Source organism: Hyphomonas atlantica corrig. (assembly GCF_017795365.1).
GTDB lineage: Bacteria > Pseudomonadota > Alphaproteobacteria > Caulobacterales > Hyphomonadaceae > Hyphomonas > Hyphomonas atlantica.
The window spans coordinates 3,220,287-3,236,920 of record NZ_CP051254.1 but is presented as its reverse complement, the minus strand read 5'-3'; the positions used below and the strand labels follow the sequence as shown (position 1 = coordinate 3,236,920).

Here is a 16,634-nt window from a genome sequence, read left to right as displayed (position 1 = left end):
CGACAGTCACGGAGGATCAGTCATGGCGAAAACAGCGTTTCTTGGCCTTGGGGTCATGGGGTTTCACATGGCTGGCCATCTGGCGGCCAAGGGCCATCAGGTGACCGTCTGGAACCGGAGCGAGGCCAAGCGCGGTGACTGGGCGGCCCAGCACAAGGGCGAGGTGGCGAAGAGCCCGGCGGATGCCGCGTTCGGCGCGGAGTTCGTGTTCCTGTGCCTTGGGGATGATCCGGACGTGCGCGACGTGTTCGACCAGCTGGAGCCGAGCCTTGGCGCGGGCATGATTGTCGTGGACCACACCACCGCCTCTGCCGGATTGGCGCGGGAGCTGGACGAGCGCTGCCGGGTGAAGGGCGCGCGCTTCCTGGATGCACCAATCAGCGGCGGCGAGGCCGGGGCCATAAATGGCAAGCTGACCATCATGTGCGGCGGCGAGGAGAAGGCGTTCAAATCTGCCGAGCCCGTCATGGCGGCCTATGGCAAGAGCATGACGCTGATCGGTGAGAGCGGCGCGGGCCAACTCGCCAAGTCTGTGAACCAGATCTGTATTGCGGGCATTGTGCAGGGCCTCTCCGAAGGGCTGCACTTTGCCGAGCAGGCGGGGCTGGACGCGGAGAAAGTGATCGCGGCCATCAGCGGCGGCGCGGCGCAAAGCTGGCAGATGGACAATCGCTGGAAGACGATGGTCGAGGGGCAATTCGAGCATGGCTTCGCCGTGGACTGGATGCGCAAGGATTTGCGGATCGCGCTGGAGGCGGCGCGGGAGAATGGCGCGAGCCTGCCGCTGACGGCGACTGTGGACCAATACTACGCCGATGTTCAGGCGATGGGCGGGCAGCGCTGGGATACGTCCAGCCTGATCGCTCGGTTGACGCGGGACTGATCGGCCATGCGCCTGCTTGAAGTTCACCTGCCAGCCGATGATCGCTTCGATACCGTGATCCGCGCCGTGAAGGCCGCGGACCCGATCGACTATTATGTTCAGAATACAGAACGCAAGGACCGGAAGCTGATCTCCGTCTTCATCCGCGAGGGGACCGGGCAATCGCTGATCGACAATATCCAGACGGCGCTGGAGACGTGTGATGATTTCCGGATCACCGTCCTGCCGGTTGAGGCCACGGCCCCGAATATTGAAGAGGCCACTGACCAGAAGGCCCAGAAACAGATTCAGGCGACGCGGGAAGAGATCTATTCCGATGTCTCCACCGGGGCCCGGCTGGACCGGGATTTCGTCATCATGGTGGTGCTGTCCACCATTGTGGCGGCGATCGGCCTGAACTCCGATGGCATTGCGGCCGTGATTGGTGCGATGGTGATTGCGCCACTGTTGGGGCCGGTGCTTGGCTTTTCCATGGGCGCTGCGCTGGGAGATTTCAAACTGCTGAAGCGCGCCTCGGTGACGCTGGCGTCGGGCATCGGCATCGCGCTGCTTTGTGCGTGGCTCTTGTCCTTCGTGTTGCAGATTGATCTTCAGAGCCGGGAACTTATGTCCCGCGCAGAAGTGCGGCTGGACGGGCTGGCGCTGGCAATGGCGGCGGGCGGCGCGGCGGCGCTGTCCCTGACGCGTGGACAGGCCTCGGCGCTTGTCGGCGTCATGGTGGCCGCGGCCCTGTTGCCGCCGGGCGCAGCGCTGGGCCTGTTCGTTGGAACGGGGCACTGGACGCTGGCCATGCGGGCCGGATTGCTGTTGGCACTCAACGTCGTCGCGCTGGTTCTGGCAGCGTTGATCGTGTTCCGGCTGCGGAAGATCCGGCCACGTGCCTGGATCGACCAGAAGAATGCGCAGCGCGCGGTGTGGATCAATGCGGTCCTGTCCATCCTGTTGTTGACCATCGCCACCGCCCTGATCATCTGGCTGGACCTTGGCTCGGAAGTGTCTGTCGGCTAGGCTTTCCGGGACGGGGAGGCGCGCATGGCAAAGAATGAGAACAAGACGCAGCCGACCGACGTGTCGCCAGCCGATTTCATCGCCAGCGTTGAGCATGATCGCAGGCGCGAAGATGCCGAAGTGCTGCTGAAATGGTTTGAGGATGTCACAGGCTACGCGCCGAAAATGTGGGGGTCGAGCCTGATCGGTTATGGCCGCTATCACTACAAATATGACAGCGGGCGCGAGGGCGACATGCTGGTCACAGGCTTTTCCCCGCGCAAGGCCAATCTGGTGATGTATATCATGCCGGGCTATCGCGACATGGGCGAGAAGCTGGCGCGGCTTGGCAAGCACAAGCTGGGCAAGAGCTGTCTCTACATCAACAAGCTGGCCGACATAGATATGGATGTGCTGCGGGAGATCGTCGAGGACGGCGTGGCCTACATGAAGGCGAATTATCAGACGTGGGACGCATGACAGACCACAGTCTGACGGGAATGTGATCGGAACTGTCTGAGGGGGCGGCCCGTTCAGTCTGGGAACACCAGATTGGAGTATCCCCTGATGAACGACCCCCTCAAGACAATCAATCCAGCGACCGGCGAGTTGCTGAACACGTATCCGCGCATGAGCGATGCCGAAATGCAGACCGCCATCGAGCAGTGCCACGCCGCCTATCAGGACTGGCGTCAGCGCAGCCTGGAAGACCGTGCCAAGGTGATCAAGGCCATCGGTGAGGAGCTGCGCAAGCATGTCGATGACTATGCCGAGCTGATGACCAGGGAGATGGGCAAGCTCTATCGCGATGGCCAGGAAGAGGTGAAGCTCTGCGCCGGGATCTGTGACTACACCGCCGAGCAAGGGCCGAAAGAGCTGGCCAGCGAAGAACGGGAGATCATGACCGGCAAGAAGGGCATTGTGACCTATTCGCCGATCGGGATTGTCTACGGCATCCAGCCCTGGAACTTCCCGCTCTACCAAGCCATCCGCTATTCCATTTCGAATTTGATGGCAGGCAATGGCGTGCTGCTGAAGCATGCAGAAGCGTGCACCGGCAGTGGGCTGATGCTGCGTGATATTTATGAGGCGGCGGGCCTGCCGAAACATCTGTTCACGGTCTTGTTGATCTCGCATGACCAGTCCGAGAAAGTGATTGAGCATGATCTTGTGCGCGGCGTGACCCTGACGGGCAGCGATGGCGCGGGCAAGATCGTGGCGGAGCAGGCAGGCAAGGCGCTGAAGAAGACCGTGCTGGAGCTGGGCTCCAACGACGCCTATCTGGTGCTGGACGATGCCGATCTGGATCTGGCGGTGAAAAAGTCCGTCGAAGGTCGCCTGTTCAATAATGGCGAGACCTGTGTGAACGCGAAACGGTTCATTGTGACGGACAAGAATTATGACGCCTTCACCGAACGCTTCGTGGAGGCGATGTCGAACATCAAATCCGGCGACCCGTTCAGCGAGGACACGGACATTGGCCCAATGGCCCGCGCGGATTTGCGGGAGACGCTGCACGAGCAGGTCACCGAGAGCGTGAAGAATGGGGCGAAAATCCGCTGTGGTGGCGAAGTGCCGGATGGCGAGGGCGCATATTACCCTGCCACCGTGCTGACCGAGGTTGCACCCGGCCAGCCAGCCTATGACGATGAGTTGTTCGGCCCCGTGGCTTCTGTCATCCGTGCGAAGGATGATGAAGACGCCATGCGCATTGCCAATGACAGCCGTTACGGCCTCGGTGGTGGCATCTTTTCGGCCAATGAAGACCGGGCAATCGAGCTGGCCTGCAATCATTTCGACACCGGCATGGTGATGATCAATGGCTATGGCATTGCCACGCCCAACATGCCGTTTGGCGGGGTGAAGGATTCCGGTTATGGCCGCGAGCATGGCGGCTTTGGCATGAAGGAATTCGTCAACATCAAAGCAGTTTTCGTATACTGATCAATGTACTGGCCCGGCTCATCGTCGGGCCTTTTCCCACCGCTCGGGTTTACATCTGCCTCAGATCGCCTAGGTATGGCGTGAGTTCGACAGAGCACCCGTGCGCGCGCCGCGGCCTCTGAAATCCACCTACCAAATCCTGGAGAGAGACCATGACGCAAGTGAAAACGGGCGATACCGTACACATTCATTACACAGGCACGCTGAATGACGGCACCACGTTCGACAGTTCCGAGGGCCGCGAGCCGCTGAGCTTTCAGGTCGGTTCGGGCCAGATCATTCCGGGCCTCGATTCTGCCATTCCGGGCATGACTGTCGGCGACAAGAAGACCGTCAACGTTGCCTGTGACGAAGCCTATGGGCAGGTTAATCCAGAAATGACGCAGGCCGTGCCGCGCGCAGACATTCCGGCTGACATCCCGCTGGAAACCGGCACCCGCCTTCAGATGCAGACACAGAACGGACAGGTCATCCCGGTCACGGTTACCGCGGTTGACGACAGCACGGTGACGCTGGACGCGAACCATCCGCTGGCCGGTCAGGACCTGACCTTCAACATCGAACTGGTGAAGATCGACGCAGCGGCGTAGTTTTCCCCGCATCAGACTTACAAACGGCGGCGTTCCAAAGAGGGGCGCCGCCGTTTTTCGTTTCAGGCAGCACATTTGCCCGGACTGGCGAGGCCGTCCGGTGAAGTGTGACTGAGTTCATATGAAAATCCGTGTCAGGACGTGTCGTGCAGGATGAATGGGGCCGTCGCTGCAATCTGGGTCTGCGGAGCCCCGGCCCATGCGCCATGTACGGTTTCCAATTGTGCCATGTCATCGACAATGGTCTCAGGCAGGTCGCTCCAACGCGAAGGGCGCTGCCATGCCGGAACAGCAGGCGGCGTATACCGGTAGCGGCCGGGATTTGGCGCATCGGCCATCGCCTGAATGGTAAGATTGCCACAGCGGTCAATACGAATGAGAACAACGCGACGCGTTTGTTTCTGCCAGGCGGTAAGCCGGCGCAGATTGAGCCACAGGACTGGCCAGAACAGGGGCCAGACAAAGGCGTAGTATCGAAGGTGACGCGGCTCAATCATGGCTCTGACTATAGGCCGGGTTCGGACGGTGTGGGATGAGTTTATTTTTTGCGCAATGATTTCAAGGCGAATTACCCATAAAAGTGGGGATAGGGCGGGATATTCAGAATACGCCCATTTCAATTCCTGCGCCCAGGGCGGCGCCAAGCTCCCGGCATTTGGCAAGGTCTGCGTCAGGGATGGTTTTCTCCGCCAGGATCTCAGCTTCGGTTTGCGCATGCGTGCAGATGATCAGGGGCGGCTGCACCTGTTTCAGGCGCCAGCCCGTGGCGATGCGTGCGGCCTGTTTCGCGGCGTTCTCCCCGTCAGAGCCGGCACAGATCATCAGGCCATAGGGGCGGCCTTCGATCTTGCCCAGAACCGGATAGTAGCAGCGGTCAAAGAATTCCTTCATCGCGCCGGACAGGGCGGCGAGGTTTTCCGGCGCTGCGAAGAGATAGCCGTCTGCGTTCAACAGGTCTTCCGGCCCGGTATCTTCGGCGCGCTGCAGCGTGGTGTCCGTCTCTGCGCCCGCGGCATCGGCAGCGGCCTCTGCCATCTGGCGCGTGCCGCCAGTGCGGGAATGATAGATGATGAGCAGCTTGGTCATACCCCTACATTCCAAGCCTCGCCGCCTTCGGCAAGGTCGGATCAGCCGTCTCGCGCATCAAACCGCTGGCGATAGGCAAGCGGCGAGGTGCCCGAAACCTGACGGAAGACGGCGCGGAAAGTGTCGGTGGCGCCAAAACCACATTGATGGGCAATGTCTGCAGTATCCATCTGGGTAGATTCCAGCAAGCTCATGGCTCTGAACACTCTTTCACTGCGCAGCCATTTGAGCGGTGTGGTTCCAGTGCCGTCGCGAAAGCGCCGGAGGAATGTCCGATCGCTCATGCCGGCATGTTGGGCCAGTTCGGTCACGGTCAAAGGTTTGTCCAGATTCTCGCGGGCCCAATCCAGGACAGACGCAATCGATGTGCCCGGCCGTTCCTGTATCGGGGCTTCAACATATTGGGACTGGCCTCCATCCCGATGAGGGGGCGCAACCAGGCTGCGGGCAATTTTGTTCGCGATGGCCGAGCCGTGGTCACACCGAATGACGTGAAGGCTCGCATCAATTGCAGCGCTGCTGCCAGCGGATGTGATGATGTTGGCATCGTGGACGTAGAGCACGTCTTCCTGCGTCTCGATCAGGGGAAACCGGTCTCTCATCATCGGCAGGTAGCGCCAATGTGTTGTCGCGCGTCGCCCATCCAGCAAGCCGGAATGCGCGAACACGAACGCGCCGCTGCAATAGGAAACAAGTCGTGCCCCCCGCTCATGGGCCGAGATCAGGGCATTCTGGATCTCGGCCGGAGGGGGCTCTCCGACATTGCGCCACCCCGGAACGATAATGGTGTCCGCGTCCTGCAGGCTGTCCAGCCCGTAAGGCGAGGTAAGCGTGAATCCCCCCACAGCCCGGGATACGTTTTCTGAACAGACTACCCGGAAATCGTACCAGTCGGTGTCGAGTTCCGGCCGGGACCAGCCAAATATCTCTGCCGCAATGCCGAATTCGAGCGGCCACAGCCCCTCATATGCAAGCGCGACGATACAATGAGGGCCCGGTTGTGTCGTGTCTGGCAAGCGTGCCTCCGATTTGGCGGAAATCAACCATACATTGTCATTATTGCCAATTCGGTTCGGTCAGACAATCCCCTAGGTTTTGGTCTTCCAACAAAAAGGCACAGGAGTCCGGACCGATGAATTGGAGACAAATTTTGCTCAAGACAGGTGGGCTCTGCAGTGTCGCAGCGGCTCTGGCCACGCAAGCCGCGATCGCAGACCCCGCAGGCGTGTATGTGCGTTCACTGAGGGGAGAGGCGTCGCATGTGGAGAGGTGCTTCGATGCGGTCCAGAAGCCCGGAGCGGCTGGTCTGCAGGGCATAGAGGCGTGTACGGAGCTTGTGGAGGGCGATCCGCCGCGTGACCGATTGCGCATGGCGGGGCTGACCAATCGGGCAATACTCTACCGGCGCGCGGGTCAGCTCGACCTGGCACAGCAAGACTGCGTCCGCGCACTGGCTTATCATGATGCGGGGGCGGACACGGCGACGAGCTGCGCGGCAGTCTATCTTAGCTCCGGCAAGCCCGAATTGGCCTTGCGGGTGCTGTCGGAGTCTGAGGCACCGGCCTCGGAGAACCGCGCGCAGTATTTCCACAATCTGGCGCTCGCCCATCATGATCTCGGGCAATATGCGCTTGCCTATGAAGCGATGGAGCGTGCCCTCGACGCTGAGCCGGGTTTTGCTCCGACCGTTGAGCTGAAGGCGTTGTATCGCGTAGAGGCGGCAAACTGAAAAAAAAGGCCGGTGCGGGAGGGGGACCGCACCGGCCAGCTCAAGGCGGCGGGTTAGCCGGCCTTGTGCCATTCGAATTTCGCGAACGGCGCATCCACCGGCGTTTGTGCGAGGTGATTTGTGTAGTTCGAGATCGTCTTCTGGGCGACGCCGAGCACGACTTCGAGAATCTGTCGCTGGGTGTAGCCTGCATCGAGGAAGGCTTTCACAGCGGCGTCGTCTACATTGCCGCGATTGCGCACGACGCTGAGCGTGAAGGTGCGCAGCGCTTCCAGCTTGTCGCTTGGCAGGGGCGTTTCGTTGCGCAGGGCGTCCGTGATGTCCTGGCTAACCCCCATGCTGCCTGCGATCGCCGTGTGGGCGGGGACACAATAGTGGCAGCTATGCTCGACATTGATGGCCTGCCACACCACGGTCAGCTCGTCCTTGTCGAAGCTGGACGCCTGGAACAGATCGCCCAGTTCCTTGTAGGCTTTCAGCAGGCCCGGCGCTTCGGCCATGACGGCGTAGAGGTTCGGGACGATGCCCATGCTTTTCTTGGCGCCAGCGAGGATCTCGCGGCTTTCTGCGGGGGCGGTGTCTTCGGTGTGGAGGGTGAAATCGGTCATCTGGGGGGCTCCTTGCGTTGAGTGTTTGCGTGCCCGTTCGTCGGGGCCCACCTCATCTGGGAGGCCGCGCCGCGAAACCAAGATTTTTTTTGAGTGATCACTCAAATGTGAGCGGCGGGGCAAGACAAGCGCGCCTGAAGGCCCTATCTTGAGGGCATGACACGTATGCCTGCCTATGACCGGGATGCCGCGCTGGAGGCCGCCGTTCGCCTGTTCTGGTCGAAGGGCTATCACGCGACATCGCTGAAGGATCTCGAAGCCGCGCTGAACATGCGGCCGGGCAGCATCTATGCCGCTTTCAAGAGCAAGCAGGCGCTGTTCCTTGCGGCGATGGAGCGGTATTTCGAAAAGATGCAGGCCGGGTTTCGCGCGCACATGGCAGGGGCGGTCGCGCCCCTCGCGGGGCTGACCAGCTTCCTGCGGGCTTATGCCGAAGATGCGCCCGGCGCGCGGGTGCATGCTTGCCTGCTGCTCAAGACCCTGCTGGAAGCCACGGCGACCGATTCAGAGATTTCAGGCCCTGCGCGGGACTATCTGAACCGGATGAAGGCTGAGTTCGAGGCAGGATTCAGCGCGGCGAAGGAAGCCGGGGATTTGCCGCACACGGCGGATGCAGCCCGGCTGGCCCGCCGTTACCAGGCTGCGCTGACCGCCCTGCAGATTGAATTGCAACGGGGGCTGTCCGGCGCAGAGCTGTCCGCCTTTGTGGATGATTTGATCGAGCCGTTCGAGCAATTGGCGCGCGAGGCCGCCAGTTGACGGATCATTCGGCCGGAACGGGCGTGAGCGCCTCTTTCCAGTCATCCATTGCGTGGCGATTGTCATGGTCCCACGGGTGGAAGCCGGGCTTGAACCAGGACAGCCAGATCTTCCAGCCGCGTCCGAACAGGGCCGGTTTCTTCCAGAGGAATTCCTTCACGGCCCGGTCGGCCTCTTCGCGTGTATAGCCGTCAGCCTCCAGCAGCATGGCGGAGAAATTGGCGATATTGGCGGTGAAGTGTTTCGTGATCAGCAGCATGGACAGGCTGCGCCGGAAATAGCGCTTCAGCGAAGGCCACCCCTTGGTGACCTCAAGGAACACGTCATAGGCGACGGCCTTGTGCTCTGTCTCTTCCATGGCATGCCAGCGCCAGAGGCGTTCCAGCGCCGGGTCGGTCTGGCTGAAGATCGGTACACCGTCAATGTCGGCATCGAACATCAAATCGGCCATCATTGAGGTGAAATGCTCCAGACAGATCGTGGCCATCAGCATGCGCATCGGGCCACCGGCGCGGCCGAAACTTACCCGCTCCAGCACCTCCGCTTCGATGTCAGCGACGGGGTATTTCTCGCGGTCGATCTTGTTGTTCAGCAAGTGGTGTTCACGCGAATGGATGGCCTCCTGCGTGATGAAGTCCTGCACATCGTCGGCCAGCTTGCCCGAAACCTCTCCGCGATAGGCCTTTACCGCGTCCACGAACATGCGCTCGCCTTCCGGGAAGGTCAGCGACATGGCGTTGTAAACGGCGGTGGCGACGGGGTTTCCGTCCAGCCAGGGGCGGCCATCCTCCGCGGCGGTCATGTCAAAGCGCAGATTGCGCGGCTGGATCGTGATGTCTTCGGGGGTGCGTTTGCGCGTCATTGTGTTTACTGCTTTCTGGTACAGAACTGGCAATCGTCTTGTCGCAACAGGTAACACTACTGACAAAAATGTCAATAAAGAAAAAAGACACCTCACCCCGAATCCGTCGCACGCCGGAGGAATCGCGCGCCAATATCCTTGCGGCGGCGGAGACGCTACTCCTGGAACAGGGGCCGCAGACGCTGCGCCTGGCAGATGTGGCCAAAGCAGCGGGCGTGGCGAATGCCACCGTGCTGCATCATTTCGGCTCCATCGACGCCGTGCAGCAAGCTCTCATGGAGCGGATGATTGCAGACCTTGTGGACGCGATCATGGCTATCGAAATTCCCGTAGATGCCCCGGCAAAGGCGCGGGCCGAGGGCCTGAAGACCCTGTTCGATGCGCTGGAGTCACGCGGCGCAGCAAGGCTTGCCGCCTGGCTGGAACTGACGGACGAGACCAGCCGCCTGACCGTGGTGCGCGAGGCGGTTCGGGATGTCGCGCAGAAGAAGATCTCGCAGGGCGGCATCCCGTCAGAGCTTGCCGAAGACATGATCCTGATGAGCGTCACCCTCGCCCTCGGCACCGGCCTGTTCGGCCCCTCCCTCGGTACACTGATCGGCAAACCGCCAGAGCGCGCAAGGGAGCTGACGCTGCAGATGCTGATGGGGTATTTTGAGGGATTGGCGGAATAAGCCGTCAGATCGTTACAGCTTCGAGCTGGGCGGCCTGGGCGAACCGGACCGCCAACCCGGCAACGCGCTGACCCAGCAGGCGGGCGGTTTCCCGGTCTGCCGCTGGCGGCGCAACATCCCCGCCCTGATCCGCATTCGCCTGCGCCATTACGCCTAGAGACCCGCCTATCCGGTTGATGTCATTGATCGAGGCGGTGGAGGCGTTGTTGCCTGGCGCAAGGCCGAGGCTGACCCAGAGCATGCCGTGTTGGGCGGCCAGCGTGGCAAGCTGACTGAGCGTGGCGAACTTGTCGCCGGCTTGTGAGCTGGACACGGTAAAGCCGGCGGCGAGCTTGTCCTGCCAGCCTCGCTGGAACCAGATGCCGGACGTCTTGTCCATGAAGGTTTTAAAGGGGCCGGAAACTGCGCCCATATAGGTGGGCGAACCGAAGATGATGGCATCGGATGCTTCCAGGATTTCCCAGCACCGGTCGGTCATTTGTGTGACATCGATGAGGTGCGGGTCAGCGCCGTCCGTGGCGACGACGCCGGACTCAACGCTCCGGGCCAAGACGGATGTGTGGCCATAGCCGGAATGGTAGACGATGGAAACAAGTATAGGCATGGGGTTCTCCAGATTGACTGGAGGCCAAACTAAGCATTGGCGCATGCGGCAAAAGCGGCCATCGCGGAACAAGACTCTTCACCGGGAGCGAACAATCGCGTCAGGCTCGGGCCGATGTAAGCCCGGCGAATTCCTCGACGAGGAAATCGATCAGGAGTCGGTGCTTCAGGGATTGCTCACGATGGGCGGGATAAAGGGCGAACAGAGCGTGCGGCGCGCCGTCCCAATCTGGAAGTATCCGGACCAGATCGCCAGACGACAATGCATCGCGGACATAGAGGTCCGGCACCAGCGCAATGCCAAGGCCGGACCGGGCGGCCTCGCGCACAGCCAGCGAACTGTTGGCGCGAAACACGGACCTGACCGGGATGGCGGCCTGATCCGCGCCGTTGTGCACATGCCAGATGTCGGGGGATTGTGCCCCGGAATAGACGAGGCAGGCATGGTGGACGAGGTCTTTCGGTGTGGCGGGCGGTGTGTGGCGGGACAGATAGTCTGGCGCCGCGCAGAGGATGCGACGAATGTCGAGCAGCTTGCGGGCCCTGAGGCTGGAATCCGCCAACGCACCGCCGCGGATTGCCAGGTCGAATCCCCCATCGACGACATCAACGAACTGGTCATTCATGACCAGATCGATCCGGATGTCCGGATAGCGCGCCGCAAAGCGCGGCAGCATGTGCGCCACCGTGGCGAGCCCGAAGGACATGGGCGCCGCAATCCGGAGCCGTCCGCGCGGCGTGCCGGTGTCGGCGCGGACCTGTTCATCGGCCGCAGCGAGCCCGTCCAGCAGGTCCGACACCTGGTCGAAATAGGTCTGGCCGATCTCGGTTAGGTGCAGCGACCGGGTGGTGCGCACGATCAGCTGCGCGCCAAGCTCGGCTTCGAGATCCTTCACCATCTTGCTGACAGCTGCATTGGAATAGTTCAGGTCACGCGCGGCGGCGCTGAAACTGCCGCGCTCGACGACGCGCCGGAACACCGTGAGGCTGGAGAAACGGTCCATTGTCCACCCAAAGGAAATAGTCTTTCGATAATATCAGCAATTATCACCTGACACGAAAAGCTCCAACTTCCCGCCAAGCGAAGACACAGGAGCCCGACATGAGCTTTCGGACTATCAAACACATCCTGGCCTCCCTGTTAGTGGGATCGACCTTGAGCGGCGTCGCCTCGGCGCAGAACCATGTGGGCGAAAGCCCCTGGGGCGCGGACGATGAACTCGGTCGACTGAATTTGATCACGCCCGCCTCGCGCGCCGACATTATGTCCCGCGTGTCCGCCGAGCGGGTCTATGATCTTTCAGTCGATTATTTTGTCGGCATGCCGAGTTGGCAGGCTGCGGGGGACCCGCATTACCAGATCTGGATGACCCACACGCCACATGGCACGGAGATCGACGATCCGATGGGCGTGGGCCGGGAGATGAATGGGCATGTTGGTTACACCGGCTCGGCTATTTCCATGTACACACATACCGGTACGCATATCGACGCGTTCAATCATTTCGGCATTGGCGGGCAAATCTACAATGGCTTCCGCGCCGAGGAACATCTGGGCGACCGGGGATGGATGAAGACCGGCGCCGAGACGATCCCGCCAATCGTGGCGCGCGGCGTGCTGGTGGATGTCGCCGCCGCAAAAGGCCTCGACATGCTGCCGGATGGTTACCGTATCACGCGGGCCGACATCGAGGCTGCGCTTGACCGGCAGGGTACGGATCTTCGCAGCGGGGATGTCGTGCTGATCCGGACCGGTCGGATGCAGGTCTATGAAGAGGCCCAACGCTACATGGCCAACCCGCCGGGCCTCGGCCTGGAGGCTGCGAAATTCCTTGTCGAGGAGGGCGGCGCGATGATCCTCGGAGCGGACAATCTGAGCTTCGAGGCGTTTCCGTCCGAGATCGAAAATAATTACGTGCCGCTGCACACCTATCTGCTGGCGCAAATGGGCGTGCCGATCATGGAGCTGGTCTTCCTCGAAGACCTGGCACGGGACGGAGTGTTCGAATTCGCCTTTGTCGGTGGATCGCTCAAGCTGCGCGGCGCGGATGCCGCCCCCATGCGCCCGGTCGCCTTCCCGCTGAATTCAGACCACTGACAAGGCCGATCCTGCGTCCCGATTTGCCCCGAGAACCCTCACCATGCCAACGAAATCCGATATCCTGCTGACAGCGACTGCGCCCGTCATATGGGGCAGCACCTATATCATCACTACCGAATTCCTGCCGCCGGATATTCCGCTGACGATAGCGGCGCTGCGGGCCTTGCCGGCGGGGTTGCTGCTTCTCCTGCTGGTGCGGCAATTGCCCGAGCGGGACTGGATTGTGCGCATTCTTGTACTGGGCGCGCTGAACTTTGCGACCTTCTGGGCCCTGTTGTTCGTGTCAGCCTATCGCCTGCCGGGCGGTGTTGCGGCCACGGTCGGGGCGGTGCAGGCGCTGGCCGTCGTGTTCCTGTCCCGCCTGATGCTGGGCATCCCGATCCGAATCTTGGTCGTGTTTGCGGCGGTGCTTGGCATGGGCGGCGTCGCGCTGCTCCTGCTGACGCCGACGGCGGCGCTGGACCCGGTCGGCATCGCGGCAGGGATCGGCGCGGCTGTCGCCATGGCAGGCGGCACCGTGATGAGCCGTCGCTGGCGTCCACCCGTGCCGCTGCTAACCTTCACGGCCTGGCAGCTGACGGCGGGCGGCCTGTTGCTGGTGCCTGTGGCGCTGGTGTTCGAGCCGGATGTGCCGGTCTTCACCGCGCGCAACTGGAGCGGCATGGCCTATCTCAGCCTGATCGGCGCGGCGGTGACCTATGCGGTCTGGTTTCGCGGCGTGGACCGGATCGCGCCGTCGGCCATCTCGACGTTGGGCTTTCTCAGCCCTGTGTCCGCTGTGGTGCTGGGGTGGGTGTTTCTCGGTCAGGCGCTCAGCCCCGGCCAGGTTGCGGCCACCGGCATCATCCTCGCTTCGGTCCTGATCAGCCAGCGCGCCGCGACGCTGCCGGACCAGCCGAAGCGCCTGCGTCTGGCGGGGTGAAGAGATGAGCGCTGTGTCCCTCGCATCCTTCGACTTCGCTCAGGATGAGTCCGCGTAAGGCTACCCGCCCAACTTCTCCGCAGCCTCTTCAGCGAAGTACGTGATCACGCCGCTGGCGCCGGCGCGTTTGAAGCACATGAGCGACTCCATCATGACGCGGTCGCCGTCGATCCAGCCATTCTGGGCGGCGGCCTTGATCTGGGCGTATTCGCCGGAGACCTGGTAGGCGATGGTCGGCACACCGAAGGTGGAGCTGACGCGCTGCACAATGTCCAGATACGGAAGGCCGGGCTTGACCATCACCATGTCGGCGCCCTCGGCCAGGTCGAGCGCAACTTCGCGCAGGGCCTCGTCTGAATTGGCGGGGTCTTGCTGATAAGTCTTCTTGTCGCCCTTCAGCGCGGCGGCCGAGCCGATGGCGTCGCGATAGGGGCCGTAAAAGCCGCTGGCATATTTGGCGGCATAGGCGAGGATCATCTGGTTGGTGAAGCCTTCTTCCTCGAACGCGGTACGGATCGCGCCGATGCGCCCATCCATCATGTCTGACGGGGCGACAATATCCGCGCCCGCGCCAACATGGACCAGCGCCTGCTGAACCAGTTTTTCCGTGGTCGCATCATTCGGGATGGTGCCGTCTTCGTCCAGCAGGCCATCATGCCCGTGGCTGGTATAGGCGTCGAGCGCAACATCGGTGATCAGGCCCACTTCCGGCGCGGCGTCCTTCATGGCCTTGAGGGCGCGGGGGACAAGCCCGTCCGGGTCCAGCGCGCCGGAGCCCGTCTCGTCCTTGCCGTCTGAGCCGATATAGGGGAACAGCGCAATGGCCGGGATGCCAAGCTCTCGCGCGCGAATGGCGGCCCTGGCGGCGTCCTTCACGCTCAGCCGGTCAATGCCGGGCAGGGAGCCGACCGGCATGCGGTCTTCGCCATCATGCACGAACACGGCCCAGATCAGGTCTGCCGGGGTGAGGACGTTCTCGCCGGCGAGCGAGCGAATCCAGGGTGCCTGACGCAGGCGGCGCATGCGGGTGGCCGGGAAGGCCTGGGGAAAATGGGTCATGCGAGTCTCAATGATGGAAAAACGGCGCGTCTACAACCAGCCAAGTTTACGCACCATGAAACAGCGCTTCGTGATGTCCAGATCCTGCGCCTGAATGCGCTCCAGTTCCAGCATCCACTCGGCCATGTCGTTGCGCTTGATCTCGCGAAAGCCGTGGCGGGCATAGAAAGGGCCGTTCCACGGCAGGTCGCGGAAAGTGGAGAGCGTGATGCGGCGGATCTTGCGCTTCTTGGCCTCATCCACGACACGGCCCAGCAGCGCCGCGCCAAGCCCCTTGCGTCCGTGGTCCGGGTGGACGCTGATCTGGTCCAGATAGAGCGTGCCGCCCCGCGGGGAGACGAGCGCGAATCCCACCGGTTCGCCTTCGGCGGCGCGGACTGTGAACAGGTCGCCCGTGTCCGCGGCGTGGGTGAGCACTTCGGCGGGGACATGATCGCTCAGCGCCTCTTCAGACAGCAGGCCCGTGGGCGCAAACAGCGTGCTGGCGGCACAATCCACGTCGATCAGCGCGTCGACATCCGACGCGCGCGCGTCGTCGATTCCATATGCTGTGATGGCCTGTTGCATTGACTTTATGTGCCGCTCAATCAATTCCGTTTGAAACTTATTAAGCGAAAAAACGAGTCATTAACAATGAGTGCTTTGTTTTCCGACGAACAATTGATGATCCAGGACATGGCCCGGAAGTTCGGAGAGGCGCAATTGCTGCCCCATTCCGAGGCCTGGGACCGCGACAGCCATTTTCCTGTGGATGTGATCAAACAGGCCGCAGAACTTGGTTTTGCGGGCATCTATGTGTCGGAAGATGTGGGCGGCAGCGCGCTGACGCGCACCGATGCGGCGCTGATCTTCGAACAGCTTTCCTATGGGGATGTGTCCACGGCGGCGTTCATCTCGATCCACAATATGGCGAGCTGGATGATCGACACGTTCGGTTCCGATGCGCAGCGTCAGGCCTGGTTGCCGTGGCTGACCTCGATGGAGCTGATCGCGTCTTACTGCCTGACAGAGCCGGGCGCAGGCTCGGATGCCGCCAGCCTGAAGACGCGGGCGGTGCGCGAGGGCGACGACTATGTCATCACGGGCACGAAGCAATTCATCTCCGGCGCGGGCACGTCCGATGTCTATGTGCTGATGGCGCGCACCTCTGATGATGGCGCAAAGGGGGTCTCTACCTTCATCATCGAGAAGGACACGCCCGGCCTCAGCTTTGGCGCGAATGAGCGCAAGATGGGATGGAAGAACCAGCCGACCGCGCAAGTCATTCTGGATGGCGTGCGCGTGCCAGCCGCAAACCGGATTGGCGAGGAAGGCCACGGTTTCCGTTTTGCGATGGCCGGGCTGGATGGCGGCCGGCTGAATATCGCCGCCTGCGCCCTGGGCGGGGCGCAATTGGCCCTCGACAAGGCGGTCGCCTATGCCAAGGAGCGTGAGCAGTTCGGCAAGCCGATTGCGAGCTTTCAGAACACCGCGTTCAAGCTGGCCGATATGGAGACCGAGCTGCAGGCCGCGCGGGTAATGCTGTATGAGGCTGCCGGGCGGCTGGACCGAAAGGCGCCGGATGCGACGCGGTGGTGCGCGATGGCGAAACGCTTCGTGACAGACACGGCGTTCAAGGTGGCCAATGACGCGCTGCAGATTCATGGCGGCTATGGCTATCTGGCCGATTATGGCGTGGAGCGGATTGTGCGGGACCTGCGCGTGCACCAGATCCTGGAAGGTACGAACGAGATCATGCGCGTCATCATCTCGCGGTACATGCTGAAGGACTAGGCCTTTCGGGCAATTTTCCGAACATTACCGATATTTATAGCGTTTTCGCGTGTG

General features: G+C 61.9%; 20 protein-coding genes. 11 read left to right on the top strand and 9 right to left on the bottom strand.

What is annotated here, in order from left to right:
- Positions 1–22 precede the first annotated feature (22 nt).
- The 5 genes from HF931_RS15475 to HF931_RS15455 all read left to right on the top strand — a co-directional run bounded on the left by HF931_RS15475 (position 23) and on the right by HF931_RS15455 (position 4,404).
- Positions 23–883 (top strand): NAD(P)-dependent oxidoreductase, encoded by an 861-nt coding sequence (locus tag HF931_RS15475; RefSeq protein ID WP_035553182.1) that lies wholly within the window; start codon positions 23–25, stop codon positions 881–883.
- A gap of 6 nt (positions 884–889) precedes the next feature.
- Complete coding sequence (locus HF931_RS15470) at positions 890–1,891, top strand: TIGR00341 family protein (protein ID WP_035553184.1); 1,002 nt, start codon at positions 890–892, stop codon at positions 1,889–1,891.
- Positions 1,892–1,915: 24 nt separating this feature from the next.
- Positions 1,916–2,350, top strand: a complete 435-nt coding sequence (locus tag HF931_RS15465; protein ID WP_273240939.1) for a DUF1801 domain-containing protein — start codon at positions 1,916–1,918, stop codon at positions 2,348–2,350.
- A gap of 87 nt (positions 2,351–2,437) precedes the next feature.
- Positions 2,438–3,814: an NAD-dependent succinate-semialdehyde dehydrogenase gene (locus HF931_RS15460; protein ID WP_273240937.1), complete on the top strand. Its 1,377-nt coding sequence runs from the start codon at positions 2,438–2,440 to the stop codon at positions 3,812–3,814.
- A 152-nt stretch (positions 3,815–3,966) separates the two neighbouring features.
- Positions 3,967–4,404, top strand: coding sequence for an FKBP-type peptidyl-prolyl cis-trans isomerase (locus tag HF931_RS15455; protein WP_035553193.1), 438 nt, complete (start codon positions 3,967–3,969; stop codon positions 4,402–4,404).
- 134 nt (positions 4,405–4,538) lie between these two features.
- Here HF931_RS15455 and HF931_RS15450 read toward each other — a convergent pair whose 3' ends face one another.
- From HF931_RS15450 to HF931_RS15440, 3 genes are all read right to left on the bottom strand, one after another.
- Positions 4,539–4,901 (bottom strand): hypothetical protein, encoded by a 363-nt coding sequence (locus tag HF931_RS15450; protein ID WP_273240934.1) that lies wholly within the window; start codon positions 4,899–4,901, stop codon positions 4,539–4,541.
- A 103-nt stretch (positions 4,902–5,004) separates the two neighbouring features.
- Entirely contained in the window at positions 5,005–5,490 is a 486-nt protein-coding gene (locus HF931_RS15445) for a flavodoxin family protein (RefSeq protein ID WP_273013843.1), read from the bottom strand.
- 41 nt (positions 5,491–5,531) lie between these two features.
- Complete coding sequence (locus HF931_RS15440) at positions 5,532–6,506, bottom strand: helix-turn-helix domain-containing protein (protein ID WP_273013842.1); 975 nt, start codon at positions 6,504–6,506, stop codon at positions 5,532–5,534.
- A gap of 116 nt (positions 6,507–6,622) precedes the next feature.
- Here HF931_RS15440 and HF931_RS15435 point away from each other — a divergent pair, with 116 nt between their 5' ends.
- On the top strand, positions 6,623–7,219 hold the full coding sequence (locus HF931_RS15435; RefSeq protein WP_273240932.1) for a tetratricopeptide repeat protein: 597 nt from the start codon (positions 6,623–6,625) through the stop codon (positions 7,217–7,219).
- Between the two features lie 53 nt (positions 7,220–7,272).
- On the opposite strand, the gene HF931_RS15430 is transcribed toward HF931_RS15435, so the two are convergent.
- A complete protein-coding gene (locus HF931_RS15430; RefSeq protein WP_027836570.1) occupies positions 7,273–7,827 on the bottom strand; it encodes a carboxymuconolactone decarboxylase family protein in 555 nt (184 codons plus the stop codon).
- Between the two features lie 156 nt (positions 7,828–7,983).
- On the opposite strand from HF931_RS15430, the gene HF931_RS15425 reads away from it, so the two are divergent.
- Positions 7,984–8,586, top strand: coding sequence for a TetR/AcrR family transcriptional regulator (locus HF931_RS15425; protein WP_273240931.1), 603 nt, complete (start codon positions 7,984–7,986; stop codon positions 8,584–8,586).
- 4 nt (positions 8,587–8,590) lie between these two features.
- Here HF931_RS15425 and HF931_RS15420 read toward each other — a convergent pair whose 3' ends face one another.
- Positions 8,591–9,448, bottom strand: coding sequence for a metal-dependent hydrolase (locus tag HF931_RS15420; RefSeq protein WP_273240929.1), 858 nt, complete (start codon positions 9,446–9,448; stop codon positions 8,591–8,593).
- 68 nt (positions 9,449–9,516) lie between these two features.
- Between HF931_RS15420 and HF931_RS15415 the strand changes: the two genes are divergently transcribed.
- A complete protein-coding gene (locus HF931_RS15415; RefSeq protein WP_273240927.1) occupies positions 9,517–10,122 on the top strand; it encodes a TetR/AcrR family transcriptional regulator in 606 nt (201 codons plus the stop codon).
- A 4-nt stretch (positions 10,123–10,126) separates the two neighbouring features.
- Here the strand turns inward: HF931_RS15415 and HF931_RS15410 are convergent, their stop codons facing one another.
- Positions 10,127–10,726: a flavodoxin family protein gene (locus HF931_RS15410; protein ID WP_035553215.1), complete on the bottom strand. Its 600-nt coding sequence runs from the start codon at positions 10,724–10,726 to the stop codon at positions 10,127–10,129.
- A 100-nt stretch (positions 10,727–10,826) separates the two neighbouring features.
- Positions 10,827–11,729, bottom strand: a complete 903-nt coding sequence (locus HF931_RS15405; protein WP_035553216.1) for a LysR family transcriptional regulator — start codon at positions 11,727–11,729, stop codon at positions 10,827–10,829.
- 98 nt (positions 11,730–11,827) lie between these two features.
- On the opposite strand from HF931_RS15405, the gene HF931_RS15400 reads away from it, so the two are divergent.
- Both HF931_RS15400 and HF931_RS15395 read left to right on the top strand, forming a co-directional pair.
- Positions 11,828–12,823: a cyclase family protein gene (locus HF931_RS15400; protein WP_035553218.1), complete on the top strand. Its 996-nt coding sequence runs from the start codon at positions 11,828–11,830 to the stop codon at positions 12,821–12,823.
- 43 nt (positions 12,824–12,866) lie between these two features.
- A complete protein-coding gene (locus HF931_RS15395) occupies positions 12,867–13,748 on the top strand; it encodes an EamA family transporter (protein WP_273240926.1) in 882 nt (293 codons plus the stop codon).
- A gap of 60 nt (positions 13,749–13,808) precedes the next feature.
- Here HF931_RS15395 and hemB read toward each other — a convergent pair whose 3' ends face one another.
- A complete protein-coding gene (hemB, locus tag HF931_RS15390; RefSeq protein ID WP_273240924.1) occupies positions 13,809–14,807 on the bottom strand; it encodes a porphobilinogen synthase in 999 nt (332 codons plus the stop codon).
- 30 nt (positions 14,808–14,837) lie between these two features.
- A complete protein-coding gene (locus HF931_RS15385) occupies positions 14,838–15,374 on the bottom strand; it encodes a GNAT family N-acetyltransferase (RefSeq protein WP_051602762.1) in 537 nt (178 codons plus the stop codon).
- Positions 15,375–15,440: 66 nt separating this feature from the next.
- Here HF931_RS15385 and HF931_RS15380 point away from each other — a divergent pair, with 66 nt between their 5' ends.
- Positions 15,441–16,580 (top strand): acyl-CoA dehydrogenase family protein, encoded by a 1,140-nt coding sequence (locus HF931_RS15380; protein ID WP_273240921.1) that lies wholly within the window; start codon positions 15,441–15,443, stop codon positions 16,578–16,580.
- Positions 16,581–16,634: the final 54 nt, after the last annotated feature.